This is a genomic window from Aureimonas endophytica (assembly GCF_014642635.1).
GTDB classification, from domain to species: domain Bacteria; phylum Pseudomonadota; class Alphaproteobacteria; order Rhizobiales; family Rhizobiaceae; genus Plantimonas; species Plantimonas endophytica.
Window position 1 is genome coordinate 1,099,182 of record NZ_BMIQ01000001.1, and the last position, 23,470, is coordinate 1,122,651.

Sequence of the window (23,470 nt, forward strand, 5' to 3'; positions counted from 1 at the left end):
AATATCACATTATCGATGGGCAATATTCGGATTATCTCGCTGATCCACCACGCTTATCGGCATCTTTTCGGAAAAAATCGCCCGATATGTGGTCAATCCCTCAGAGTCCTCAAACTGATTGGTTGGCTCAGGGCAAGGCTCCTGTGCCTCGCGGCCTGATCGCGCTTGCCCGAACGGCGTTCCGTGCCGGCGGCATGCTGATTCCCTGCATGGGGAGGCGATCCGGGGAGCGGGACAGGACGCGACCGCCGCGATCGACGCCACGGCCGAGCGCGGCGGATCGTCCGCCATCCTCGGCGGAGTCGGGAGGGATGGATCGCGCGAGCGATCGGGCGACGCGGCTTATCGGCGGAGCGGGAGGAGCAGCTGGATCGAGACGCGGCGCGACAGCGTGGCTGTCATAGGCGGCCGAAGCGGGAAACGCGTCGCGGTAACGGGACGCCTCGCCCCCTGCCCGCCGGACGAGGATCGCGGGCCGTCCGATCGGACGGACGGCCCGAAAGCATCGGGCGCCCGCTCAGAGCCCGGCGATGTGGAAGGCTTTCACCTCCAGATATTCCTCGATGCCGAGTTCCCCGCCCTCGCGGCCGAGGCCCGACTGCTTGACGCCGCCGAAGGGCGCGACTTCCGTGGAGATCGCGCCGGTATTGAGGCCCACCATGCCGAATTCCAGCGCCTCGGCCACGCGCCAGGAGCGCTTCAGGCTCTCGGTGAAGAAATAGGCGGCGAGACCGAAGGGCGTGCCGTTGGCGAGCGCGATCGCTTCCTCTTCCGTCTCGAAGCGGAAGAGCGGCGCCACCGGGCCGAAGGTCTCCTCGCTCGCGACCAGCATCTCGGTCGTCGCTCCGCCGAGCACGACGGGCGCGGTATATTGCGGCCCTTCCGGCAGGGCGGGCAGGCGCGACAGGAGCTTCGCGCCCTTCGCCATCGCGTCGCTTACATGGCGGTCGATCTTGTCGATCGCCGCCCGGTTGATCATCGGGCCGATATCGGTGCCCTCCGCCGTGCCGGGCCCGACCTTCATCGCCGAGACGCGCGCCGCCAGCGCTTCGGCGAAGCGGTCGTGGATGCCGGCCTGGACGAGGATGCGGTTGGCGCAGACGCAGGTCTGGCCGCCATTGCGGAACTTGGAGGCGAGCGCGCCCTCGACGGCGCGGTCGAGATCGGCGTCGTCGAAGACGATGAAGGGCGCGTTGCCGCCGAGTTCGAGGCTGAGACGCTTGATGGAGTCGGCCGACTGGCGCATCAGCAGCGCGCCGACGCGGGTCGAGCCGGTAAAGGAGATCTTGCGCACCGTCTCGTTCGCCGTCAGCTCCGCGCCGATCGCCTCCGGGCGGCCGGTGAGGATGTTGACGACACCGGCCGGAATGCCGGCCTCCTCGGCGAGGACGCCGAGGGCGAGAGCCGAATAGGGCGTGAGATCGGAGGGCTTGATCACCACGGTGCAGCCGGCGGCCAGCGCCGGAGCCACCTTGCGGGTGATCATCGCGTTCGGAAAGTTCCAGGGCGTGATGATGCCGCAGACGCCGACCGGCTCCTTCAGAACGACGATGCGCCGATCCGGCGTCGGAGACGGAACGGTGCCGCCGCCGATCCGCCGCGCCTCCTCGGCGAACCATTTGACGAAGGAGGCGCCGTAGCGGATCTCGCCCCTCGCTTCGGCGAGCGGCTTGCCCTGCTCGGCCGTCAGGATCCGCGCCAGATCCTCCAGATTGTCGATCATCAGCGCATACCAGCGCTCCAGAAGCGAGGCGCGCTCGGCATGGGTCTTCGCCCGCCAGGGGCCGAAGGCGGCGGCCGCGGCACCGATCGCGGCGCGCGTGTCGCCCGTGCCGGCATCCGGCACGGTGCCGAGCGGGCGCTGCGTCGCGGGGTCGATCACCTCGATCACCGCGCCGTCGCCAGCCGCGTCCCAGACGCCGCCGATCAGCTGCCGTTCGCGAAAGAGCGCCTCGTTGCGCAATCCGTTCATGGGGTCCGTCCTTGTTCTCCGGGCGCGCCGGTCCGGCATCGATAGGGCGATTTGCCCGTCCGACGCCAGCGCTTTCGGCGCCTGCCCGTCAGGTCGCGGCGACCTTTCCCCGCGCCGGCGCCTTGATGCGGAACCAGGCGACATAGAGCGCCGGCAGGAAGAGCAGCGTCAGAACGGTGCCGACGATGATGCCGCCCATCATCGCATAGGCCATCGGGCCCCAGAAGATCTCCCGCGAGATCGGGATGAGGGCGAGGCTCGCCGCCGCCGCCGTCAGGAGGATCGGGCGCATGCGGTGCTCGGTCGCCTCGATCACGGCATCGAAGGCCTCGACGCCCTCGCGCCTCAGGGTCTCGATCTGGTCGACCAGGATCACCGAATTGCGGATCAGGATGCCGATCAGCGCCAGAATGCCGAGGATCGCGACGAAGCCCATCGGCGCGCCGCTCGGCAGCAGCGCCGCGACGACGCCGATGATGGCGAGCGGCGCGACGGCGAAGACGAGGATCAGCCGGCTGAAGCTCTGAAGCTGGACCATCAGGATCGTCGCCATGACGAAGAGCATCAACGGCACCACGGCGGCGATCGGCCCCTGGCTCTTCTCGCTCTCCTCCACGGCGCCCGCCGTCGCGACGCGGTAGCCGGCGCGCAGATCGCGCGTGAATTCCGCCACCCGCGGCGCCAGCTGCTGCACCACCGTCGCCGGCTGCACGGTGCCCGAGACGGCGGCGCTGACGGTCACGGTCGGCACGCGCGAGCGCGTCCAGACGATCGGCTGCTCCACGTCGTAACGGAAACTCGCCACCGCCGCGAGCGGCACGGACTGGCCGCTGCCCGTCGGCAGCTGCAGGTCGCGCAGGGCCTCGATCGAGCCGCGCTCGGCCTGGACGGCGCGGCCGATGATGTCGACGAGATAGATGTCGTCGCGCACCTGGGTCACCGTCGTGCCGCCGACGATGCCGTTCAGCGTCGAGGCGATGGTCTCCGACGAGATGCCGAGCTGGCGGGCGCGATCCTGCATCACGTCGATCTTCACGACGCGCGCCGGCTCGTTCCAGTCGAAGGCGACCTCGCCGAGGCGGGGATCGGTCGCCATGACATTGCCGAACTTCAGGGCGAGCGCCCGCACCGTGCCGATGTCCGGGCCGCTGATCCGATAGGCGACGGGCCGGCCGACCGGCGGGCCGATGTCGAGCAGCTTCACATAGGCGTCGGTATTGGGGAAGGTGCGCTTCAGATAGGCGGCGAACTCGCCCTTCAGGCGGTTCCGCGCCTCGATGCTCTTCGTCACGATCACCGTCTGGCCGAAGGCCGGGCTCGGCGGCTGCACGTCGTAGGACAGGACGAAGCGCACGGCGCCCTGCCCGACATAGCTCGACCAGCGCTCGATCCCGTCATTGCCGGCGAGCTGTTCCTTCTCGAAGCGCGCGATCTCGGCCGATGTCTCGGCGATGGACGCGTTCTGCGGCAGGTTCCAGTCGACGATCAGTTCCAGGCGGTCCGAGGACGGGAAGAACTGCTGCTGGACGAACTGCATGCCATAGACGGAGGCGCCGAAAACGGCGAGCGTCACGGCGATCGTCACCCAGCGCCAACGCATCGCGACGCGGAGCACCGCCGAGAACAGCCGGCCGAAGCGGCCCTTCGCCCCGTGATGCTGCTTCATCGCCTTCGGCAGGATCAGGACGCCGAGAAGCGGGGTGAACAGGACGGCGACGATCCAGGACAGGATCAGCGCCGTCGCGATCACGACGAAGAGCGTGAAGGTGAACTCGCCGGCATTGCTGCTGTTGAGACCGACGGGAATGAAGCCCGCCACGGTGACGAGCGTGCCGGTCAGCATCGGAAAGGCGGTGGACGTATAGACATAGGTCGCGGCGCTGCGCAGCGTGTCGCCCGCCTCCAGCCGCGCCACCATCATCTCCACCGCGATCATCGCGTCGTCGACGAGCAGGCCGAGCGCGATGATGAGCGCGCCGAGCGAGATGCGCTGCAGCGAGATGCCGGCATATTCCATCACGACGAAGGTCATGGCGAGGACGAGCGGGATCGCGACGGCGACGACCAGCCCGGCGCGCAGGCCGAGGCTGACGAAGCTGACGGCGAGCACGATCACCACCGCCTCGAACAGCGCGCGCGTGAAGCCCGAGACCGCCTCCTCCACCACCTGCGGCTGGTTGGAGACGAGATGGACGCCGATGCCGACCGGCAGTTCGCCCTCGATCTTCGTCATCTCGTGATCGAGCGCCTCGCCGAAGGCGAGAAGGTTCGCGCCGGCCTTCATGCCGACCGCGAGGCCGATCGCCGCCTCGCCATTGTAGCGGAAGAGCGCCGAGGGCGGATCGGCATAGCCGCGATGGATCTCGGCGACGTCCGACAGGCGGAAGAAGCGGTCGTTGACGCGCAGGTTGAGGCTGCGCAAACTGTCCTCGGAGGCGAACTGGCCGCCGACGCGCACGCTCACCCGTTCGGGCCCGGCCTGGATCACGCCGGACGGCGTCACCGCGTTCTGCGCCTGGAGGGTCTCGACCACGCTCTGCTGGCTGATGCCGTAGGCGGCGAGCCGGCGCGGCGAGAACTCGAGGAAGATCACCTCGTCCTCGGCGCCGATGATGTCGACCTTGCCGACATTCGGCACCGTCAGGATCTTCGAACGCGTGTCCTCGACGGCGTCGCGCAGCTCCCGCCGCGAGAAGCCGTCGGAGGTGAAGGCATAGATATTGCCGTAGACATCGCCGAAATCGTCGTTGAAGAACGGCCCCTGCACGCCGCTCGGCAGGTCGCCGCGAATGTCGCCGACGAGATTGCGCACCCGCAGCCAGGTGGCCGCCACCTCCGGCCCGCGCGTCGTGTCGCGCAGGTTGACGAAGATCGTCGTGCGGCCGGCGCTCGTCATGCTCCTGGTATAGTCGAGCTGCGGCAGTTCCTCGAGCTTCTTCTCGATCCGCTCGGTGACCTGGCCGATCGTCTCGTCCACCGTGGCGCCCGGCCAGGTCGCCGTGATGATCATCGTCTTGATGGTGAAGTTCGGGTCCTCCTCGCGCCCCAGATTGAGATAGGAGAACAGGCCGGCCAGCGAGAAGACCAGCATGAAGTACCAGAGCAGCGAGCGATGGTTCAGCGCCCATTCGGACAGGTTGAAGCGCTTCATCGCACGCCCTCTTGCAGCTTCACGCTCTGGCCCTCGGTCAGGCTGTTGACGCCGGCCGTCACCACCCGCTCGCCTTCCTTCAGCCCGTCGCGCACGAGCCAGCGCCCGTCCGCCGCCGCTTCCAGCGACACCGGCCGGGTGGCGACGCGGTCGCCCGTGGGCGCGACGACCCAGACCATGGTCGCGCCGTTCCGGCGCAGCACCGCGCTGTCCGGCAGGGCGAGCGAGCTCGCCTCGCCGCCCGGCAGGGCGACGGTGACGATCGAGCCGAGGCGGAAGCCCGGCGGCGGCGCCTTCAGCGCGATCCGCACTCGGCGCGAGCGCGTCACCGGATCGGCCAGCGGCGCGATCTCGCGCACGCGGCCCTCGGCCGTCGCGGCGGCATCGAGCTGCAGGGCGACGGGCAGCGGCATGCCGGTGGACAGCGTGCTCGCCATCCAGTCCGGCAGGTCGACGACCGCGTCGCGCAGGTCCGGCCGGGCGACGGTCAGCACCGTCTGGCCCGCCGCGACGACCTGGCCGGCTTCCGCCGCGACCGCCGTGACGATGCCGTCGAAGCCCGCCGTCAGCCGGGCATAGCCGAGCTGCTCCCGCGCCTTGGCCAGCGCCGCCTCGGCCTGGATCTCGGCCGAGCGGGCGGCTTCGAGCGCCTGTTCGGCATTGTCGACATCGGCCTGCGTCGCCGTGTTCGACTGGCGGAGCGCCCGCTGCCGCTCGGCGACGCCGGTGGCATTCGCCAGCGTCGCCTTGGCGCTGGCGACGGAAGCCTCGGCCGCGTCGACGCTCTGCTGGAGCACGGTCGCCTCCAGCGAGGCGAGCATCTGGCCCTTGGTCACGGCGTCGCCGATATCGACGTCGCGGCTGACCATCCGGCCGAGGATCTGGAAGCTGTAATCGGTGCGCACCTGCGATTCGACGGTTCCGGCGAAGACGGGCGCCTCGTCGGCGAAGGGCTTCACGACGGTCGACTTCACCGGGCGGACGACCGGGGCTTCCGCCTTCGGCGCCTCCCCCTGGCAGCCGGCCAGCACGAGGGCGAGGCCGCAGATCGGGAACAGGCGGGTCATCGGGCCGCGACCTCCGTGGCGCGGACCGTCTGGCCGGGCCGCAGAAGCTTCGTCCCCTCCGTCACGACACGGTCGCCGGCCTGCAATCCCTCGTCGAGAATCACCGCGTCCGTGCGATAGGCGGCGACGCGCACCGGCCGCGCGGCGACGGTGGCGCTGGCGGGATCGAACAGCCAGACGGCCGCTTCGCCCTTTTCCGCCGTCAGCGCCGCGGGCGGCAGCACGAAGACGGGCCGCGAGGGCAAGGTGCCGGTGCCGCTCACCGTCGCGCCGAGCGTCATCGCCGCCGGCACGCTCTCCAGTCCGACCTTGACGCGGACGGTGCCGGTCTTCGGATCGACGCTGGGCGCGATCTGCCGGATCCGGCCCGTCGTCGTGACCGAGGGATCGGCCAGGAGCGCGACCGTCACGGCCGGCGGCTCGTGCCCTTGGATCAGAAGCGCCTCGTAGATGTCGAAAAGCGCGTCGCGCGGTCCGTCCCAGGCGATGGTGAAGACGGTCGCGGCGGCCTGCGCCGTTTCGCCGACATCGAGATCGCGCGCGGTGACGAGCCCGTCCGCATCCGCCCGCAGCTCGGTGAAGGACAGCGTCTCCAGCGCGCTGGCGAGACGTGCCTTCGCCGCCTCGACCTCCGCCGCCGCCACCTTCTGCGCCTGATCGGCCTGATCGAATTCCCGCCGTGTGGTGAAGCCCTGGCCGAACAGGCTCTGGGCCCGCGCGAAGGCCGCCGCCGCCTGCTTCGCCTGCGCTTCCGCCGATGCCAGCCCCGCCTTCGCCGATTCGGCATCGGCCGCCTGCACCCGCGCGTCGAGCCGCGCCAGCACCTGCCCCTTCGTCACATGGTCGCCGGTATCGACGAAGCGCTCGACGATCTGCCCGCTGGTGCGGAAGGAGACGTTGTTTTCCGCCCGCGCCGCGATCGTGCCGGTCAGCGTCACCGCTTGCGGCAGGGTGACGGGCTGCGCCGCCACGAAGGCAATGGCGGGCGCCGGGGGCACGGGCGGCGCCGTCTCGCCCTGGCATCCCGCCACGGCGAGACCCAGAGCCGAAATGCCGAGCGCTGCGATTCGACTTCGCTTCTGCACGACCGACCGCCTTCCCGTCCCGTATCGACGCACGGCTCATGGCCGAAAAGCCACGGCGCATGCCATAGGGGTTCACGACTACGGAAACCGACGAGTTTCCCTATTGACGGAGGAAACTCATCGGTTTCCAATTGTCAAGATGTCTTCCGATCGGCTGTTTCCCTTCTGCCCCCTCTCGCGCCGGCCCGGTCGTCCTCCGACTTTGAGCGAGGGCGAGCGGCGGCAACGCATTCTCGAAGCCGCCGGCGAGGTCTTCGTGGCGCGGGGCTATGCCGCCGCGCGGATGGACGATGTCGCCAAGGGCTGCGGCATGTCGAAGAAGACCGTCTACCAAGCGTTCGAGACGAAGGAGCGGCTCTTCACCGAGCTGGTCGCCGCCGCGCTCGGCGCGATGCCGGCCCTCGATCTCGGCGAGGAGGCGGGACGGGAGGATGGCGAGGCCTTCCTGCGCAAGGCGCTGCAGGACCTGACGGAAATCCTGCTGCATCCCCGGCAGATCGCCCTCGCGCGGCTCGTGATCGCCGAAACGCAGGCCGCGCCCGAGCTCGCCCTCGGCCTGCACGAGAAGGGGATGGGCGGCGCGAAGGCGATCCTGTCGGAAGCCGTGATGATCCTGAAGCGGCGCGGCCTCCTGGCGCCGCAGGCGGATGCGGATCTCGGCAGCTTCCTGCTCGGCGCGGTGATCGGCGATGCGGCGATTCTCAGCCTGATCGGCCGGGCCCCGCCGCCGACGCCCGCCGCCATCGCCGAGCGCATCGACCGCCTCTTCGCGATGCTGCGCCCGACCCTCTTCGCGCCCTCGCCTGATCATTCCGCGTGATAGGATGCAGGCCGATCGAGAATAAACTCGGCCACCATCGCGTCATTCACAAAAGAGGCGAGCGGTCGTCGAGCGAAAGTAGTCAAACCTTCCGAAGTTTGACAAAAACCGCCGATCAAGTCGCTGGCGCGATTGCAGGAAAAATATACGGATCATGGGGTTGGTTGGTAGCGGGAGAGGGACTTGAACCCCCGACACGCGGATTATGATTCCGCTGCTCTAACCAACTGAGCTACCCCGCCAACCTTCGTCGCCGAAGCGTCGGATGGCGCGATATAGGTTCCCGCCGCCGCGCCTGTCAAGCGGCCTGTGCGGGGATCGTCGCGCCGTGCCGCGCCCTCATCCTTTCGCGCCTTGAGCGCCGAAACCAATTTCTCTATCCCCTCGCGGCAAGAGCGAAGGAGATGGGCATGGCGGTGCGGATCGCGGTGATCGGATGCGGCCAGTGGGGCCAGAACCATGTGCGCACGCTCGCGGAGATCGGCGCCCTCGCCGCCGTCGCCGATCGCGACGCGACGAAGGCCGCGAGCTTCGCCGAGCGCTTCGGCGTGCCGGCGCTGACGCCGGACGCGGCGATCGCCGACCCGACGATCGACGCGCTCGTCCTCGCCCTGCCGGCGGTGCTCCACGGGCCCGTGGCGCGCCAGGCCTTCGCCGCCGGCAAGGACGTGCTGATCGAGAAGCCGATCGCTCTCGATCCCGCCGACGCCAGGGCGAGCGCCGAGGCCGCGCGGGCGGCCGGGCGCCTTCTGATGGTCGGCCATGTCCTGCGCTATCATCCGGTCTTCCAGCGCTTCGCCGCGCTGGTCGCGGAAGGGCGGATCGGCCGGCTCCGCCATATCGTCGCGATGCGCCAGGGGCTCGGCCGCTTTCTCGGCATGGATGCCGTGTGGGATCTCGCGCCGCACGATCTGTCGCTCGTCCTCAAGATCGCCGGCGCCATGCCGGAACGCATCGAGGCGACGCGCCGCACCGTCCTTTCCGACGACACGGACATCGCCGACATCACCCTCGCCTTTCCGGGCAGGGTCGGCGCGGAGATCCACGTGTCGCGGGCCTCGCCCTATCGCGACCGCCGCTTCTCGGCCATCGGCGACGAGGGCATGCTCGTCTTCGACGATCTCGCGCCGGAAGGCCAGAAGCTCGCCTGTTATCGCCACGAGGTGCGGCGGCAGGCGGAAGGCGGCTTCGCCTTCCGTATGGCCGATCCCGACTATATCGAGACCGAGCCCGGGCTGCCGCTCGACCGCGAGCTGCGGCACTTCATCCGCTGCATCGAGACGCGGAGCGAGCCGGAAACCGGCGCGGCCGAAGCGGTGGAGACGGTGCGCATCCTCGCCCTCGCCTCGCCGCCGCGCTGATCAGAGCGCGGCGAGGAGCGATGCGTCCCGGGCGGGCTCCAGCGCCGGCGGAAAGGACCGCGCGATCGTGCCGCCGCCGAGAACCGTCGCGCCGACGCCCTCGCCATCATAGAGAACCGCTGCCTGGCCGGGCGAGACGCCCTCTTCGGTCGCGGCGAGTTCCAGCGTCACGATACCATCCGCGTCGCGCAGGACACGGGCCGGGGCCGGCGGCCGGGTGGAGCGCACCCGGGCGAAGACGTCGCGCGCCGAGGCTCCTTCGAGAAAGGCCAGGTCGCCGAGCCAGTTCACGTCGCGCAATTGCAGCCGCCGCGTCGCCAGCGCGCTGCGCGGCCCGACCGTGACGCGCGCCGCGCCCGCATCGATCGCCACGACATAGAGCGGCTCCGGCGAGGCAAGGCGCAGGCCGCGCCGCTGGCCGATGGTGAAGTGCACGATGCCCTCGTGCCGGCCGAGCACCCGTCCGTCGAGATGCACGATGTCGCCGGGGAGCCCGGCATCGGGGCGCAGCTTCTGGATCACGTCGCTATAGCGGCCGCGCGAGACGAAGCAGATGTCCTGGCTGTCCGGCTTGTCGGCGACGGAAAGGCCGTGCCGCTCGGCGAGGCGCCGCGTTTCGGGCTTCGTCAGCCGGCCGAGCGGAAAGCGCAGGAAGTCGATCTGCGCCTGGGTCGTGGCGAAAAGGAAGTAGCTCTGGTCGCGGTCGAGATCCTGCGGGCGGAACAGCGCGCGCCGGCCGGTCCCGGCATCGACCAGCCGGCTATCGATATAATGGCCCGTGGCGAGCGCGTCCGCGCCAAGCTCGCGGGCGAGCGCCAGGAGATCGCGGAACTTCACCGTCTGATTGCAGGCGATACAGGGCACGGGCGTCTCGCCCGCGACATAGCTCGCCGCGAAGGGATCGATGACCGAGCGCCGGAACGCCTCCTCGTAGTCGAGAACGTAATGCGGAATGCCGAGCGTCTCGGCGACGCGGCGGGCGTCGCGAATGTCCTGGCCGGCGCAGCAGGCCCCGGCCCGACGCGGAACCGCACCGGAATCATAGAGTTGCAGCGTCATGCCGACGACATCGTAGCCCTCCGCCTTGAGAAGGGCGGCGGTCACGGACGAGTCGACGCCGCCGGACATCGCGACAACGACGCGGCAATGGGCCGGCGCCTTGGGCAGATCGAGAGAGTTCAGCATTCCTTGCATCCGACAGCGCGGCTCGGGGACCGATCGGGAGCCTCCATGTAGCGAGGCCCGGCGGAAAAGCCAAATCACGTCCGCGGCTTGCAGACGGGGCGCCGCGCCGGGAAGCAGGCGACCGGAATCTTTAAGAAAAACCCATCGCGCCGACTGGGAGTCTTATCGAATTATTACAGGGGGTTTAGCCGAATTTTAAAAGCGCCCCTCTAGGCTCGTGGCAAGATTGGTACTGTGAGTTTTGTCGAGAGTACAATGACCGATCAGATCAGACCCCGCGTGAAATACGTCATCGGGCCGGATGGAAGCCCGCTGACGATCGCGGATCTGCCCCCGCCCAACACCCGCCGCTGGGTCATCCGGCGCAAGGCGGAAGTGGTGGCGGCCGTGCGCGGGGGGCTTCTCAGCCTCGACGAGGCCTGTTCGCGCTACACGCTCACCGTGGAGGAGTTCCTGTCCTGGCAGTCGTCGATCGACAGCCATGGACTGGCCGGCCTCCGCACGACGCAGATCCAGGAATATCGCAAGAAGATCGATCTCCACTGATCGATCCCCTTCGAGAAACGAGAATGGGCCGGCATCGCGCCGGCCTTTTTTGTTTGTGGCGCCCGCAAGCCGGACCCGCCGCTCCGCCTTGCTAGACGACGAGGCTTGCGCGAATCCGTCGTTTGGCGAAGCGACAGCCGCACCGGCACCTCGCAGAAACCATGCGGCGTTTCGATCGGCGGCTATGGAAATCGGAGGGACGGGGCGATCGCCGCATGGCGATCGGACGCGGCGGGCCGGGCGGTCTCCGCCGACGCCGCCAAACGGCGCGATGGGCTCCCGGCCTTTCCGGCGGCTTCCTTTACGAAGGGACGCGGCACACGATCGGCATGATTGAGAAGTGGAGCGCGGCCCATCATCGATCGCGGATCGTCGGCGCCGCAGCGCGCGGAGCGCCAAATCCTTCGACGGCCCCTCCCCGTTCGGGACCGCGGCGCCCGGATCGGAACCGGGCTTCGTCTTCCGGCGGCTCCGCCGCCGGGTGCTGCATGGCTCGATGGCGCCGCCTCAGGCCGAGGCGCGGCGCTCCTCCACCATCTCGTCGCGCTGGCCGAGCTTCTCGGCATTGGCGAGTTCGTTCTCCGCTTCCTCCTGGGAGAGCTTGGCGGCATTCAGCTGGACCCGGAGATCCTTGACGGAATTGGTCAGATTGTCGCGCCGTCCCCGCGCCGCCTTCGCGAAGGTGGGATAGGCGAAATGCGTCACGTCGGTGATCCCGGCGCGCTTCTCCTCGTTCTGGATCTGCTGGTCCAGCTCGCCCGCCATGCGCGCGAATTCGGCCATCATCAGTTCGAGCTGCTCCACCTGTCGCCGCTTTTCGCTGACCTTGAATCGCGCCAGTCGTACGAGATTGTCCCTCTTCATGGTGCCCTTTCCCGTTCCATCCTCGGCCAATGCCGGCGTCATGCACGGCAGCGCATGGAGGGTTTCGGGCAAGGCCCGCGCAGTAGCTTTAACCGTCCGTTTACGCGCGACATTAATCATAGGAGCGAGGGCTTAAGGCCGGGTAAATCCAAGCCAATCCGACGATTGCGCCATTCGGGCGCAGGCGGCGGGGCAAGGATGGACGCGGCCCTTGGTCCGGCGAACATCGTCCCCGACGATTTCGACGGACCGGCTGGAGAATTGTTAACCATTGCATGTCAGATTTCACGAACGGACACGATGACGATGGGAAAAGCGCCGCATTCGCTCGGTGCGCGCATCCCACGGAGAGGAACACCTGATGCGCGTTCTTTTGATCGAGGATGACAGCGCGGTCGCGCAAAGCATCGAGTTGATGTTGAAGTCCGAAAGCTTCAACGTCTACACGACCGATCTGGGCGAGGAAGGCGTCGACCTCGGCAAGCTCTACGACTACGACATCATTCTTCTGGATCTCAACCTGCCGGACATGTCCGGCTACGAGGTGCTGCGGACGCTGCGCCTGTCGAAGGTCAAGACGCCGATCCTCATCCTCTCCGGCATGGCCGGCATCGAGGACAAGGTGCGCGGTCTCGGCTTCGGCGCCGACGACTACATGACGAAGCCCTTCCACAAGGACGAGCTCGTCGCCCGCATCCACGCCATCGTCCGCCGCTCGAAGGGCCATGCGCAGTCGGTGATCGTCACCGGCGAGCTGACGGTCAATCTCGATGCGAAGACGGTGGAGGTGAACGGCCAGCGCGTGCATCTGACCGGCAAGGAATATGCCATGCTGGAGCTCCTGTCGCTGCGCAAGGGCACGACGCTGACCAAGGAGATGTTCCTCAACCATCTCTATGGCGGCATGGACGAGCCGGAACTGAAGATCATCGACGTCTTCATCTGCAAGCTGCGCAAGAAGCTCGCCAATGCCACGGACGGCAAGAACTATATCGAGACGGTCTGGGGTCGCGGCTATGTGCTGCGCGAGCCGGACGCCGACACCCGCGCCGCCTGATCCTTCCAGATTCGATGACAGGACGAAGCCCGCCGGCGACCCCGGCGGGCTTCGTCTTTATGGGATACGATACCGTGATGCGCTGCCGATCCGCAGGCGGGAGCGCAGCCCCTCGTTCCGTTTGCTCTTCGATCTTCGAGGTTCCGTCGTCAGCCTAGCCGAGTTCCTCAGAGCGGCGGACGGACAGCGATAGCGCGACGGCGCGCCGCGATCAGGCGGCGGCGGGCAGGCTCAGATAGGGCTGGAGCCGCATCGACAGCGAGGCGCGGTCGAAGGGTTTCAGCACGAAGGCGCTTGCCCCGGCCCGCTTCAGCCGCGTCATCTGGCCGAGATTGCTTTCCACCAGCAAGCCGACGACCGGCGCATCGCCATGGGCCGGCAGGGCGCGGAACTTGCGCACGAAATCCTCGCCCGGCATGTCGGACAGATTGGCGGCGACGAGAACGAGGGCAGGCCCCGCCTCGCCGGCAACCACGAGCCCTTCCGCCCCGGTCGCCGCCTCGACCATCGTGAAGCCGAAGCTCGACAGGATCCGGCTCGCCACCTTCCGCACGACGCTGGAATCGTCGATCACGAGGCATATGCGCATTTCGCCGCTCCACCGCTCGGCGCCGGCGCCTTCCGCCGACCCGTCCATCATCGGCGAAGCCTAGCCGAGCGCGATTGCGCCTTCGTTCAGCGAAATGGGAAATATCGAGTGAAGGCCGCCCCGCCAGTGGGGACGGCCGCGCGGCTCAAGCCGCAGAGCTGACCTTGAACACCGCCGTCTCGCCTTCGGAGGTCAGTTCCACCTTCAGCTTCGCCTCCTGCGCGAGGAGCAGCGTGTAATAGGGCTGCACGGCATGGGCGTCGATCAGGTCGGCGAGCGGTTCGCCGGCCAGCAGCGTGCGGAACTTCAGCGGCACGCGCAGCGGCGCGCCGGTCGCGGTGATGGTGATGCGCGGCGAGGCGCCGAGCTCCTCGATCTCGATCTTCACCTCCCGCCCGCGCGGCACCGAGGCATTGGCGACGACGAGGAGGTTGAGGATCAGCTTGGCGACGTTCTTCGGCACATAGGCGCGCTCGCCGGACCAGACGAGATTGGCCCGCTCGAAATTCATGAAGCCTTCGGCGACGGAACGCGCGTCGCCGAGATCGATCTCGGCCGTCGGCGAGCCGGAAGCGCCATAGGCGATGCGGGCGAATTGCAGCTTGGCGACCGCGCTCTTTGTCGAATTGCGCACCAGCGCCATCGACTCGGGGTCGTTCGGCATCTCGTCGAGAAGCTCCAGCCCGCTCTGCACCGCCCCGACCGGCGAGATGATGTCGTGGCACAGCCGGCTCGCGAGAAGGGCCGCGAGATCCGGCGCGGAGACTGGAGGCAGTTCCATGAGTGCTTGATTCCTCTAGCTTCCCCGGAGCGGCGAACGGGCCCCTGCCCGCGATCGGCCGCCCGCCCTCGTCGCGAGAATGATTCGGGCGTCGAGCGCCGTCAATCGCGCCCTGCCGCCGGGAATGCCGGCTCCGTTAGGCTTTCGGCAACCATGCCATGATCAAATAGCGGGAATGTTGCGGTTCGGCCGCAGGATGCGGGGCTCGCCGCGTCCGCGTGCCGCCCCTGCCGAAAGGATCCGACAGCATGCCCATCTCCCGTCGCAGCGTCATCGGCGGCGCGCTCGCCGCCCTCTCGCTTTCCGCCCTGCCCGCCGCCGCCCAGGAGCAGCAGAACGGCTATTCGATGGGCGAGATCGTCAACGAAGGCCACCGCTTCTTCGGCGCGACCTCCGGCGGTCTCGCCAGCGTCATCGAGAATGCCTTCCAGAAATACGGCCTGCCCAACGGCTATATCCTCGGCGAGGAAGGCGCCGGCGCCTTTCTCGGCGGGTTGCGCTTCGGCGAGGGCACGCTCTTCACCAAGAATGCCGGCGACCACCGCATCTTCTGGCAGGGCCCCTCGCTCGGCCTCGATATCGGCGGCGACGGCGCCCGCACCATGATGCTGGTCTACAATCTGCCCTCGGTGGACGGCATCTATGGCCGCTTCGGCGGCGTCAGCGGCAGCGCCTATCTCGTCGGCGGCGTCGGCATGACGGTGCTGAAGCGCGACGACGTCATGATCGTGCCGGTGAAGACCGGGCTCGGCGCCCGCCTCGGCATCAATATCGGCTATCTGAAGCTGACGCCGATGCCGACCTGGAACCCGTTCTGATCGCACGGCTTCCGCTTCGATCGAGCCAAGGCGAGTCCGGCCGGCCAGGCGCGTTTCGCGCGGGGGGTGCCCCGTGCTATCGCCGCATTGCCGTGGTCGGAACGCTAGAGGCCATCGAAGGACGTTGATGATCGCGACCGCCCTCACCTTTCTGCTCGGCTTCCTTCTGGCGCTGCTTCTGGCGCTGCTCTTCGCGCCCGTGCTCTGGCGCAAGTCCCGCAGCTTCGCCCGCCGCGAATTCGAGGCGACGATGCCGGCCAGCGCCAACGAGATCCGCGCCGAATTCGACTTCGTGCGCGCCGAAGCCGCGTTGAAGGTGCGCCAGGCCGAGATCGGCATCGCCGAGATGCGCGACAGAATGGCGCGGGCGCTCGCCGAGCTCGGCTCGGCCCGCACCGAGATCGCCGATCGCTCGCGGACGCTGCGCGAGCTCCAGGCCGAGATGGCGGGCTATGTCGCCGAGCGCGACAAGCTGCGCCAGACCTTCTTCGCGCTGGAAGGCCAGGAGCGCGATCTCGCCGCCGGCCTCGACGAGGCGCGGCGCGACGGCGCGCTCCAGGCGGAAGAACTGGAGGCGCTGGCGCTGCGCTTTCGCGAGACCTCCGATCTCGCCGAAGAGCGCAAGGTGGAGCTGGTGGCGGCCGAAACGCGCATCGAGCGCCTGGAGGACTCGCTGCGCGCCCTGGAACGGGCCAGCCTGGAGAAAGACACGCTGATCCGCCTGCTTCGGCACGAGGCGGAAAAGGGCACCGCGCCGGGCAAGCCGCATGGCGGCCCACTGAAGGCCGGCGCGATCCCCGGCCTCGCCGGACGCACTCCCGTTTCCACCCCCAGCCCGCCGCCGCGCGCCGAGGATCCGCTGGGTGACGCGCTTGCCCGGCCCCGTCCCGAGATCGGGCTCGGCCCGGCCGCCGCCGGCATGGACCCCGGCGAGCGCCTCGCCGAGATCGCGGCGCATGCCATCGTCGCGACCGCCCGGCGCGAAGGGCCCTCCTCGCCGCTGGCGCCGCTTCTGGCACCCGGCTCCGAGGCATCCTCCGTCCCCGATCTCGCGGCGCGGGCACGCCGGCTCGCCGCCGCGTCCGATCGCGAGGCGCCGGTTCAGGCCGAAGTCCCGGTCCGGCGCGCCGAATAGAGCCGCTGCAGGGCGATCGCCGCGCTCGTCGCGACATTCAGGCTGTCGAAGCCCGGCACCATGTCGATGCGCAGCCGGCGCATCGCCGCCATCAGCTCTAAGGGCAGCCCCTCGCCTTCGGTGCCGAGAAACAGCGCCGCCGGACCCGCGCGGTCGAGCGCCGCGAGATCCGGGTCGCCGGAGGGCGACAGCGCGAAGGCGCTGAAGCCGGCTTGCGTGAGGGCGGCCAGCGCCGCCAGCGGTTCCGCCCGCAGAAAGGGCAGATGCAGCACGGCGCCGGCCGAGACGCGCAGCGCCTTGCGGTACAAAGGATCGCACGAGGTCTCGTCGAGGATCGCGAGCCCCGCGCCGAAGGCGGCGGCATTGCGGAAGATCGCGCCGATATTGTCGTGATTGGCGATGCCGACCGCGACGACGACGATCCCACCCGTTTCGGCCAGCCCGGCAAGGCGGGTGGCGAGATCCTCCGCGCCCGGTCTCGCCACCCGCGCCACGCCATGGGCCAGCACGCCGCGATGCATCGGAAAGCCGGCGACGGCGTCGATCACGTTGCGCCCGGCGACGAGCACCGGCACGTCCGGCGGCAGGGCGGCGAGAAGATCGGCGAGGCCGGCGACGCGGTTCTCCAGCACCAGGAGGCGTTCCGGCCGGAAGAAGCGCGAGCGGACGAGGCCGTCGACGACGACCGTGCCTTCCGCGATGAAACCGCCGTCGCGCACGAGATCGCGCTCGCGGATGTCGCGAAACACCGCGACCCGGGGATCGTTCGGATCGCTGATCCGCAGCAACTCTGCCAAAACCGCCGCCTCGCCCTAGATCCTCATGCGGGATCGCTTCACGTCATGCTTCGCGGTTTCATGCTTCTTGTGCGGAGCCACCCGCAAGGTTTCTTTACATCTGCGGCAAATCCGCGATGAGAGTCGGGCCATGCAGTGTCGTCACGCCGCCCTTATCGTCTGCGCCAGCGCGCTCTCGGCCTGCACGCCGCAGGTGCCGACGATCGACATGTCGGGCATGACGCTCTCGCGCTTCGAACTGTTTCGCTACGGCGTCACCGATCCGCATGTGCAGACGACGCCCTATCGCCTGACGCCGCAGAACCTCACTGACATCAAGACGCATTTCTCCGCCAACTTCACCGACGGGCGGACGCTGGAATTCGGGCCGATCTCGGCGCGGCAGAAGGCGGATGGCAGCCTCGCCATCTGCGGGCTCGTCAGCGTGCGCAATCCGGATGCCTGGGCGACCGGCATGAAGCTCTTCGACGGCAGCGCCAGCTTCGACCAGTTCGGCGTGCTGCGCTTCAAGCCGAACCGCCTCGCCGACGCCAATGCCAAGACCCTCGACATCTATACCGACTGCCGCGATCTCGGCGTTCTCTGAAGCGGCCCGTCACGGCCGGATGTCGATGACGCCCTCGACCCGTTCGCGCCCCGCGTCCCTCGTCTCGATCTCGATGCCGATCGTCCAGCGCCCGCCGGACGGCAGGTCGGCCGTCGCCCGCAAGGTGCCGTCGCCGGGCTTCTCCGCCGGTCGGCGGATCGGCGCGACGCCCGGCTCCGGCGCGGTGAAGGTGATGCTCGCGGCGGCGGGATCGACCGGCGCGTAGTCGATCGTCGCCAGGGTCGCGGTCAGCGTCACCGGGCCGGCCTGGCCGGGCGTCACCGTGACATCCGCCTGAAGCCGGCCGGTCGTCAGATGGGCGACCGCCGGCCGCGCGGCGGCTTCCGCGAGCGCCCGAGGCGGCGGCGTGAAGCGCCAGAGGCCGACCAGCGCGAGGATCAGGAGAACCAGCGCCACTTCCATGCCGATGGCGCCGACCATGCGCTCGCCCGCCCCCCGGTCGGCTCCGCCGAGAACCGGGGCCGTGAGGCTCCAGCGATTGGCGGCGGCGATGAGGAGAAGCAGCCCGACGAGCGCCAGCTTGGCGAGGAGAACCCAGCCATAGGCCGTGGTCCAGAGCGCCGCGACGCTCTCAACCTGCACCACGGCGAGCAGCGCGCCGGAGGCGACGAGCAGGGCGAGAGCCGGCGCGATCCGGTCGGAGAAGCGGCGCAGCGCCGCGCGCCCGGCTTCCGAACCGGACTGGAGCGCGAGGCCGAGCGGCAACAGGCTGCCGAGCCAGAAGGCGAGCGTCACGCCATGCAGGAAGACCGCCGGCCGCGTCAGCCATTGCGGCGGCGCGGTCGCGGCATGCCCGGCGGCGGCGAGCGCGAGGCCGGCGCCGGCCAGCGCGAGCCCCGCCAGGATCGCGCCGGGCCGCGTATCCTTGCAGCGCAGCGCCAGAAGGCCGAGGCCGAAGGCGAGGATCGCGATCGTCACCGTGCGGCCGAAGGCGGTCTCATAGCCGGTCGCCCAGATCGCCGGCCGCAGCACGTCGCCGAGCGGCGCTTCCAGCGCGTCGAGCCCCTGCGCCGCGAGGGCAAGCGGCGCGGCGGCGAGGCCGGTGAGGAGGAAGCCGCGCACGATGCCACGCGCCGTGCCGGCGAGAGGCTGCACGAAAAGCCCGTAGGACAGGCCGCCGAGCCCGAGGAACAGGCCGAGATAGAGGAGCAGTCGCGAGGCGAAGACGAAGACGGTGACCGGCCAGTCGAGCCCCTGCGCCCGGCCGGGCGCCCCGCTCGACGCGCCGATGGAGAAGAGCAGCGTGCCGCCGACGGGATGGCCGTCGGCGGAGACGATGCGATAGGTCAGCGCATGCGTGCCGCGCGCCATCGCGGGCGGCGCGGCGATGGTGAGCACCGCGCCATCCGCCTCTTCCGCCCGCACCACCGTGCTCGCGCCGTTCGGCGCGACGAGGCGTAGGACGAGCGGCGTCACCGGCTCGGAAAAGCGCAAGCTCAGCCGCGCCGGCGCCTGTTCCACCACGGCGTCGTCGGCCGGTTCCGAGCCGATCAGCGTCGCATGGGCGAAGGCCGGAGCGGAGAAGGCGACGACGAGAAGGACGAGCGCCAGAAACAGGGCCGACAGGCGCTGGAGAATACGAGGCATCCGTGAGGCGCTCCGGACATGGCCGGCCGGCGCGGACGAGCCGCACGCGGCCGGCCTGTCCCATGAGGAATCAATGGGCGTCGTCGGAACCGGTGGCGCCCATCTTATCGACCTGCAGATAGACGTCGACCTTGCCGCCCTTCTCGAAGGTGAGGGTCAACGGCACCTTGTCGCCGAGCTTCAGGGGCGCCTTCAGATCGATGAGCATCAGATGGAGGCCGCTCGGCTTGAAGGTGACGGTCTTGCCGGGCGGGATCTCCAGGCCGCCCGTAACGGGCCGCATGGTCATGACGCCGTTGTCCAGCGCCATGTCGTGGATCTCGACGCGCTCGGCGGCCGGGCTCGCCATGCCGATCAGCCGATCGGCGGCGCTGCCCTCGTTCTTGAGGCCGAGATAGCCGGCGCCGACCTTGGCGCCCGGCGGCGTCGCGCGGCTCCAGGGATGCTCGATCTCGACCGAGCCGGCCTTGAACTCGTGGGCGGAGCTGGCGGACGCGCCGAATGCGACGCCGAGCGCCAGGGCGAGCGGGGTGGCGAGGCCGCGAAGCGCTCGAAGACGGGGGAGAAAGGACATGCGAAACTCTCTGGAATTCGGGCGCGTGCCGGCCGGCGGCCAGGAACGACGACGCCCGTCGATCGAAACGATGCCGGCGGGCCGAAGCCGGCCGGGCGAAGACGATCAGAGACGACGCGGCGGCGCCCGCGCATTCAGCGGCGCGGCGGGCGCGCCCGGGGCGACGCCCACGCGAAGCGGCCGGCCGGCCGCGAGCGGCAGACGGGCGGGCAGCGGCAGGCTCGCGGCCGTTGGCGGCGGCACGGCGGCCGCACCCAGCAGACAGCCAAGCCCGCAGCAGGCGACGCGCCCGCCATGCGAATCGTCATGGCCGGAGGCGGCCCGATGCCCGTGGCCCTCGCTCCCGGCGGCACAGATGACATTGCCGAACTGGTCGCGCGGCGGGGCGCCAGCCTCGGCGCCGAGCGCGGCGGCGAAGAGCAGCGCCTGGACGGCCAGAAGCAGCGCGGCGAATTTCGCCGCCGGCCGCCGCCATCCGATCCGTCGCTGCCTCAAGATGCCAGCCCCTCTCGTGAGGACCGAGGCTCTAGCATGGCCTCCCGCCGGAAGGAAACGCGGCAAGATGGCGGCGCAAGACCGGAGGACCCAAGCCGAACACATCGGCCGGGGGTCTATCGATCGATCAGATTTTGAAGGGAAGGACACTGGTACGCCCAAGGGGAATCGAACCCCTGTTTGCGCCGTGAGAGGGCGCCGTCCTAACCGCTAGACGATGGGCGCGTAACCAGTGTGGCGTCCGTATAGCCGGGCTTTTCCGGCTTGGCAAGCGCCTTTGTGACGGTTTCGTTCAGGGCTTCACGAGGTCGTAGCGCGCCACCACACGGCCCGTCGCGAGATCGATGCGCAGGAGGCGCTCGGCGGCCCCGTCGCGCAGGCGCAGCAGCGCCTGGCCGTCGCCCATCGCCATGTCTTCCACCTCGGCCCCCGCCGGCAGCTCGACCTTGAGGGGAACGTTCGGATCGAGCGCAGCGGGCCGATCGCGGCCGATCTTGTAGACAACCGCCGCCAGCACGGCCATAACCGCGACCATCATCACTCCGACCGAGACGGCCAGCAACCGGACCATCTTGCGGCGCAGCCGTTCCGTCGCAGGATCGAGGGGCTTTTCCGCCTCGTCGTCGAGGTCCGCTTTCGCCATGGCATCATCCCGTTCCCGCCCGGGCGCTTCGCCCGCCTCCGCTCCTAGCGTCGCGCTCCCCGCCGAGGCAAGCCACATCGCCGAGACGGAGGACGGCGCCGAGGCGGGCCGCTTCGTCGCCGACGCGCCGGCTGCGGGGCAGCGGCTCGACCAGTTCCTCACCGCGCGTCTGGCCGGCGCCTTCTCGCGCAGCCGCATCCAGGCCGTGATCGAGAGCGGCGGCGTCCGCATCGACGGCCGCCCCGTCGCGTCCCCGAGCCGCCGCCTTACGGAAGGCGAGACGGTGGAGATGACCGTGCCGGAGGCCGAGGAGCCCGATCCGCAGCCGGAGCCGATTCCGCTGACGATCCTCTACGAGGACGAGGCGCTGATCGTCATCGACAAGCCGGCGGGGCTCGTCGTCCATCCGGGCGCCGGCAACTGGACCGGCACGCTGGTCAACGCGCTGCTGCATCATTGCGGCGACAGTCTCTCGGGGATCGGCGGGGTGAAGCGCCCCGGCATCGTGCACCGCCTCGACAAGGATACGAGCGGCGTCATGGTCGTCGCCAAGACCGATCTCGCGCATCGTTCGCTCTCGGAACAGTTCGCCGCCCATGGTCGCGACGGGCGCATGGAGCGGGCCTATCTCGCCGTGGTCTGGGGCGTGCCGGCGCGGCCGAAGGGGCGAATCGAGGCCGCGCTCGGCCGCTCCAGCCTCGACCGGCTGAAGCGTCAGGTGGTGCCGGAGAGTCGCGCCGATGCACGCCATGCCGTCACTCACTACGAAGTGATGGCGCGCGGCGTCGGCGACAGCACCGCCCTCCTCCGCTGCATTCTGGAGACTGGCCGCACCCATCAGATCCGCGTGCACATGGCCCATGCGGGCCATCCGCTGATCGGCGACGAGCTCTACGGAAAATCCTTCCGCACCAAGGCCCTGCGCTTGCCGGAGCCGGCCGGCGCGATCGCCGCCGCCTTCCCCCGGCAGGCCCTCCACGCCGCGAGCCTCGGCTTCGAACACCCACTGACGGGCGCGCCGCTCCGCTTCGAGACCGCCCCGCCGGAAGACTTCCGGACCCTCGCCGAGGCCTTGGAACTTGCGAGATGAACGAAGCTTTAGATGCAGGCGCGGCCGGAACCGCGCATAATGGCGCTCCGAACGTTCGGTGAACGATGCGTTCGACGATGGTTGCCGAACGCCCGCTGAAATTTGACGGGACAATCCCCATCTGAAGCTACGCGGGGGTGGGCGTTTCGCGATCTCCGCACGCGGCCGGCCCGGAATCGGGCGGCCGACTTCGATTATGGAGGGTGCATCATGGCCCAAGCCAACTTGCCGAGCATCGCGTCGGGCGAAGGGGGTCTCAGCCGTTACCTGGAGGAGATCCGGCGTTTTCCGATGCTGGAGCCGCAAGAGGAATACATGCTGGCGAAGCGCTATGCCGAACATGGCGACCGCAACGCCGCGCAAAAGCTCGTCACCAGCCATCTCCGCCTCGTGGCGAAGATCGCCATGGGCTATCGCGGCTATGGTCTGCCGATCGGCGAGGTCGTCTCCGAGGGCAATGTCGGTCTCATGCAGGCGGTGAAGCGCTTCGACGCCGATCGCGGCTTCCGCTTGGCCACCTATGCCATGTGGTGGATCAAGGCGGCGATTCAAGAATATATCCTGCGGTCGTGGAGCCTCGTGAAGATGGGCACGACGGCCAACCAGAAGCGGCTGTTCTTCAACCTGCGCAAGATGAAGAGCCGCATCCAGGCGCTGGACGAGGGCGATCTGAAGCCCGATCAGGTCCATCTCATCGCCACCCAGCTCGGCGTGTCCGAGGAAGAGGTGGTGTCGATGAACCGGCGCCTGTCCGGCGACGCCTCGCTCAATGCACCGATCCGCGCGACGGAGGGCGAATCCGGCGAATGGCAGGACTGGCTCGTCGATCAGGCCGAGAACCAGGAAGAGATGCTGGTCGAGCAGGACGAGATGGAGCAGCGGCGCGGCATGTTGCAGAACGCCCTCGGCGTGCTGAACGAGCGCGAGCGCCGCATCTTCGAGGCCCGCCGCCTCGCCGAGGAGCCGCTGACGCTGGAAGCTCTGTCCGGCGAGTTCGACATTAGCCGCGAGCGCGTGCGCCAGATCGAGGTTCGCGCCTTCGAGAAGGTGCAGAAGGCGGTGCGCGACACCGCCGAAGCCGCCCGCCGCGCCCTGCGGCCGGTGACGGCGTAAGACCGCGAAACGCGGAGATCGACCGAGTGAATCGGTCGGTCTCCGCGCCGCGCTTCTAAAGGCGGCAAACCTGGCCTGTCTTCGGGCCCATGTCTCGCCATCGTCTGGGTGTCATTCCCATACCCAGTTCCCC

The 23,470-nt window shown here is 69.1% G+C and carries 22 protein-coding genes and 2 tRNA genes; 9 read left to right on the top strand and 15 right to left on the bottom strand.

Annotated features, from left to right (window positions below; translation table 11 throughout):
* Window positions 1–517: 517 nt before the first annotated feature.
* From IEY14_RS05530 to IEY14_RS05545, 4 genes are all read right to left on the bottom strand, one after another.
* Entirely contained in the window at window positions 518–1,972 is a 1,455-nt protein-coding gene (locus IEY14_RS05530; RefSeq protein WP_188907168.1) for an NAD-dependent succinate-semialdehyde dehydrogenase, read from the bottom strand.
* A gap of 88 nt (window positions 1,973–2,060) precedes the next feature.
* Window positions 2,061–5,123, bottom strand: coding sequence for an efflux RND transporter permease subunit (locus IEY14_RS05535; RefSeq protein WP_188907169.1), 3,063 nt, complete (start codon window positions 5,121–5,123; stop codon window positions 2,061–2,063).
* Window positions 5,120–6,190, bottom strand: a complete 1,071-nt coding sequence (locus IEY14_RS05540; protein ID WP_188907170.1) for an efflux RND transporter periplasmic adaptor subunit — start codon at window positions 6,188–6,190, stop codon at window positions 5,120–5,122. Before IEY14_RS05540 ends, IEY14_RS05535 begins: the two co-directional genes overlap by 4 nt.
* A complete protein-coding gene (locus IEY14_RS05545; RefSeq protein WP_188907171.1) occupies window positions 6,187–7,275 on the bottom strand; it encodes an efflux RND transporter periplasmic adaptor subunit in 1,089 nt (362 codons plus the stop codon). The genes IEY14_RS05540 and IEY14_RS05545 overlap by 4 nt, the downstream gene beginning before the upstream one ends.
* Before the next feature lie 139 nt (window positions 7,276–7,414).
* Here IEY14_RS05545 and IEY14_RS05550 point away from each other — a divergent pair, with 139 nt between their 5' ends.
* The gene (locus IEY14_RS05550) at window positions 7,415–8,095 is read left to right on the top strand and encodes a TetR/AcrR family transcriptional regulator (RefSeq protein ID WP_188907172.1); all 681 of its coding nucleotides are present in this window, start codon (window positions 7,415–7,417) and stop codon (window positions 8,093–8,095) included.
* A 165-nt stretch (window positions 8,096–8,260) separates the two neighbouring features.
* On the opposite strand, the gene IEY14_RS05555 is transcribed toward IEY14_RS05550, so the two are convergent.
* A tRNA-Met gene (locus IEY14_RS05555) sits at window positions 8,261–8,337 on the bottom strand.
* Between the two features lie 168 nt (window positions 8,338–8,505).
* Between IEY14_RS05555 and IEY14_RS05560 the strand changes: the two genes are divergently transcribed.
* Window positions 8,506–9,456: a Gfo/Idh/MocA family protein gene (locus tag IEY14_RS05560; RefSeq protein WP_188907173.1), complete on the top strand. Its 951-nt coding sequence runs from the start codon at window positions 8,506–8,508 to the stop codon at window positions 9,454–9,456.
* On the opposite strand, the gene mnmA is transcribed toward IEY14_RS05560, so the two are convergent.
* Window positions 9,457–10,641 carry a tRNA 2-thiouridine(34) synthase MnmA gene (gene mnmA / locus IEY14_RS05565; protein WP_188907174.1) on the bottom strand — a complete coding sequence of 395 codons (1,185 nt, stop codon included), beginning with the start codon at window positions 10,639–10,641 and terminating at the stop codon, window positions 9,457–9,459. It lies immediately after the preceding gene.
* A 255-nt stretch (window positions 10,642–10,896) separates the two neighbouring features.
* Here mnmA and sciP point away from each other — a divergent pair, with 255 nt between their 5' ends.
* A complete protein-coding gene (sciP, locus tag IEY14_RS05570; RefSeq protein ID WP_188907175.1) occupies window positions 10,897–11,187 on the top strand; it encodes a CtrA inhibitor SciP in 291 nt (96 codons plus the stop codon).
* A 507-nt stretch (window positions 11,188–11,694) separates the two neighbouring features.
* Here the strand turns inward: sciP and IEY14_RS05575 are convergent.
* Window positions 11,695–12,051: a flagellar export protein FliJ gene (locus tag IEY14_RS05575; RefSeq protein WP_188907176.1), complete on the bottom strand. Its 357-nt coding sequence runs from the start codon at window positions 12,049–12,051 to the stop codon at window positions 11,695–11,697.
* 361 nt (window positions 12,052–12,412) lie between these two features.
* Here IEY14_RS05575 and ctrA point away from each other — a divergent pair, with 361 nt between their 5' ends.
* Entirely contained in the window at window positions 12,413–13,108 is a 696-nt protein-coding gene (ctrA, locus tag IEY14_RS05580) for a response regulator transcription factor CtrA (protein WP_188907177.1), read from the top strand.
* A 211-nt stretch (window positions 13,109–13,319) separates the two neighbouring features.
* Here the strand turns inward: ctrA and IEY14_RS05585 are convergent, their stop codons facing one another.
* The gene (locus tag IEY14_RS05585; RefSeq protein ID WP_188907178.1) at window positions 13,320–13,697 is read right to left on the bottom strand and encodes a response regulator; all 378 of its coding nucleotides are present in this window, start codon (window positions 13,695–13,697) and stop codon (window positions 13,320–13,322) included.
* Window positions 13,698–13,842: 145 nt separating this feature from the next.
* Window positions 13,843–14,478 carry a histidine phosphotransferase ChpT gene (gene chpT / locus IEY14_RS05590; protein ID WP_188907179.1) on the bottom strand — a complete coding sequence of 212 codons (636 nt, stop codon included), beginning with the start codon at window positions 14,476–14,478 and terminating at the stop codon, window positions 13,843–13,845.
* Between the two features lie 248 nt (window positions 14,479–14,726).
* Here chpT and IEY14_RS05595 point away from each other — a divergent pair, with 248 nt between their 5' ends.
* Window positions 14,727–15,296: a DUF1134 domain-containing protein gene (locus IEY14_RS05595; RefSeq protein ID WP_188907180.1), complete on the top strand. Its 570-nt coding sequence runs from the start codon at window positions 14,727–14,729 to the stop codon at window positions 15,294–15,296.
* A 127-nt stretch (window positions 15,297–15,423) separates the two neighbouring features.
* Window positions 15,424–16,431 (top strand): coiled-coil domain-containing protein, encoded by a 1,008-nt coding sequence (locus IEY14_RS05600; protein ID WP_188907181.1) that lies wholly within the window; start codon window positions 15,424–15,426, stop codon window positions 16,429–16,431.
* Here the strand turns inward: IEY14_RS05600 and IEY14_RS05605 are convergent.
* Window positions 16,398–17,228 (bottom strand): TrmH family RNA methyltransferase, encoded by an 831-nt coding sequence (locus tag IEY14_RS05605; RefSeq protein ID WP_244639300.1) that lies wholly within the window; start codon window positions 17,226–17,228, stop codon window positions 16,398–16,400. The two genes, IEY14_RS05600 and IEY14_RS05605, sit on opposite strands and share 34 nt — an antisense overlap.
* A 130-nt stretch (window positions 17,229–17,358) precedes the next feature.
* Here IEY14_RS05605 and IEY14_RS05610 point away from each other — a divergent pair, with 130 nt between their 5' ends.
* Entirely contained in the window at window positions 17,359–17,814 is a 456-nt protein-coding gene (locus tag IEY14_RS05610) for a hypothetical protein (RefSeq protein WP_188907182.1), read from the top strand.
* 9 nt (window positions 17,815–17,823) lie between these two features.
* Here the strand turns inward: IEY14_RS05610 and IEY14_RS05615 are convergent, their stop codons facing one another.
* From IEY14_RS05615 to IEY14_RS05635, 5 genes are all read right to left on the bottom strand, one after another.
* Complete coding sequence (locus IEY14_RS05615; RefSeq protein ID WP_188907183.1) at window positions 17,824–19,422, bottom strand: copper resistance CopC/CopD family protein; 1,599 nt, start codon at window positions 19,420–19,422, stop codon at window positions 17,824–17,826.
* Between the two features lie 70 nt (window positions 19,423–19,492).
* Window positions 19,493–19,996: a copper chaperone PCu(A)C gene (locus tag IEY14_RS05620; RefSeq protein WP_188907184.1), complete on the bottom strand. Its 504-nt coding sequence runs from the start codon at window positions 19,994–19,996 to the stop codon at window positions 19,493–19,495.
* Between the two features lie 105 nt (window positions 19,997–20,101).
* Window positions 20,102–20,491 carry a DUF2946 family protein gene (locus IEY14_RS05625; protein ID WP_188907185.1) on the bottom strand — a complete coding sequence of 130 codons (390 nt, stop codon included), beginning with the start codon at window positions 20,489–20,491 and terminating at the stop codon, window positions 20,102–20,104.
* Between the two features lie 150 nt (window positions 20,492–20,641).
* Window positions 20,642–20,716 (bottom strand) — tRNA-Glu (locus IEY14_RS05630).
* A 67-nt stretch (window positions 20,717–20,783) separates the two neighbouring features.
* Window positions 20,784–21,134, bottom strand: a complete 351-nt coding sequence (locus tag IEY14_RS05635; protein ID WP_188907186.1) for a DUF6476 family protein — start codon at window positions 21,132–21,134, stop codon at window positions 20,784–20,786.
* Between IEY14_RS05635 and IEY14_RS05640 the strand changes: the two genes are divergently transcribed.
* A complete protein-coding gene (locus tag IEY14_RS05640; RefSeq protein ID WP_188907187.1) occupies window positions 21,133–22,224 on the top strand; it encodes an RluA family pseudouridine synthase in 1,092 nt (363 codons plus the stop codon). The two genes, IEY14_RS05635 and IEY14_RS05640, sit on opposite strands and share 2 nt — an antisense overlap.
* A gap of 210 nt (window positions 22,225–22,434) precedes the next feature.
* On the top strand, window positions 22,435–23,337 hold the full coding sequence (gene rpoH, locus IEY14_RS05645) for an RNA polymerase sigma factor RpoH (protein WP_188907188.1): 903 nt from the start codon (window positions 22,435–22,437) through the stop codon (window positions 23,335–23,337).
* Window positions 23,338–23,470 lie beyond the last annotated feature (133 nt).

Excerpts from the sequence above, each read along its gene's own strand:
- IEY14_RS05620 (WP_188907184.1), bottom strand. The coding sequence starts at position 19,996 with ATGTCCTTTCTCCCCCGTCTTCGAGCGCTTCGCGGCCTCGCCACCCCG.
- IEY14_RS05585 (WP_188907178.1), bottom strand. The coding sequence starts at position 13,697 with ATGCGCATATGCCTCGTGATCGACGATTCCAGCGTCGTGCGGAAGGTG.
- IEY14_RS05560 (WP_188907173.1), top strand. The coding sequence starts at position 8,506 with ATGGCGGTGCGGATCGCGGTGATCGGATGCGGCCAGTGGGGCCAGAAC.
- IEY14_RS05575 (WP_188907176.1), bottom strand. The coding sequence starts at position 12,051 with ATGAAGAGGGACAATCTCGTACGACTGGCGCGATTCAAGGTCAGCGAA.
- IEY14_RS05540 (WP_188907170.1), bottom strand. The coding sequence starts at position 6,190 with ATGACCCGCCTGTTCCCGATCTGCGGCCTCGCCCTCGTGCTGGCCGGC.
- rpoH (WP_188907188.1), top strand. The coding sequence starts at position 22,435 with ATGGCCCAAGCCAACTTGCCGAGCATCGCGTCGGGCGAAGGGGGTCTC.
- IEY14_RS05635 (WP_188907186.1), bottom strand. The coding sequence starts at position 21,134 with ATGGCGAAAGCGGACCTCGACGACGAGGCGGAAAAGCCCCTCGATCCT.
- chpT (WP_188907179.1), bottom strand. The coding sequence starts at position 14,478 with ATGGAACTGCCTCCAGTCTCCGCGCCGGATCTCGCGGCCCTTCTCGCG.
- IEY14_RS05610 (WP_188907182.1), top strand. The coding sequence starts at position 17,359 with ATGCAGTGTCGTCACGCCGCCCTTATCGTCTGCGCCAGCGCGCTCTCG.
- IEY14_RS05640 (WP_188907187.1), top strand. The coding sequence starts at position 21,133 with ATGGCATCATCCCGTTCCCGCCCGGGCGCTTCGCCCGCCTCCGCTCCT.
- mnmA (WP_188907174.1), bottom strand. The coding sequence starts at position 10,641 with ATGCTGAACTCTCTCGATCTGCCCAAGGCGCCGGCCCATTGCCGCGTC.
- IEY14_RS05615 (WP_188907183.1), bottom strand. The coding sequence starts at position 19,422 with ATGCCTCGTATTCTCCAGCGCCTGTCGGCCCTGTTTCTGGCGCTCGTC.
- IEY14_RS05535 (WP_188907169.1), bottom strand. The coding sequence starts at position 5,123 with ATGAAGCGCTTCAACCTGTCCGAATGGGCGCTGAACCATCGCTCGCTG.
- IEY14_RS05530 (WP_188907168.1), bottom strand. The coding sequence starts at position 1,972 with ATGAACGGATTGCGCAACGAGGCGCTCTTTCGCGAACGGCAGCTGATC.
- IEY14_RS05550 (WP_188907172.1), top strand. The coding sequence starts at position 7,415 with ATGTCTTCCGATCGGCTGTTTCCCTTCTGCCCCCTCTCGCGCCGGCCC.
- IEY14_RS05595 (WP_188907180.1), top strand. The coding sequence starts at position 14,727 with ATGCCCATCTCCCGTCGCAGCGTCATCGGCGGCGCGCTCGCCGCCCTC.
- sciP (WP_188907175.1), top strand. The coding sequence starts at position 10,897 with ATGACCGATCAGATCAGACCCCGCGTGAAATACGTCATCGGGCCGGAT.
- ctrA (WP_188907177.1), top strand. The coding sequence starts at position 12,413 with ATGCGCGTTCTTTTGATCGAGGATGACAGCGCGGTCGCGCAAAGCATC.
- IEY14_RS05600 (WP_188907181.1), top strand. The coding sequence starts at position 15,424 with ATGATCGCGACCGCCCTCACCTTTCTGCTCGGCTTCCTTCTGGCGCTG.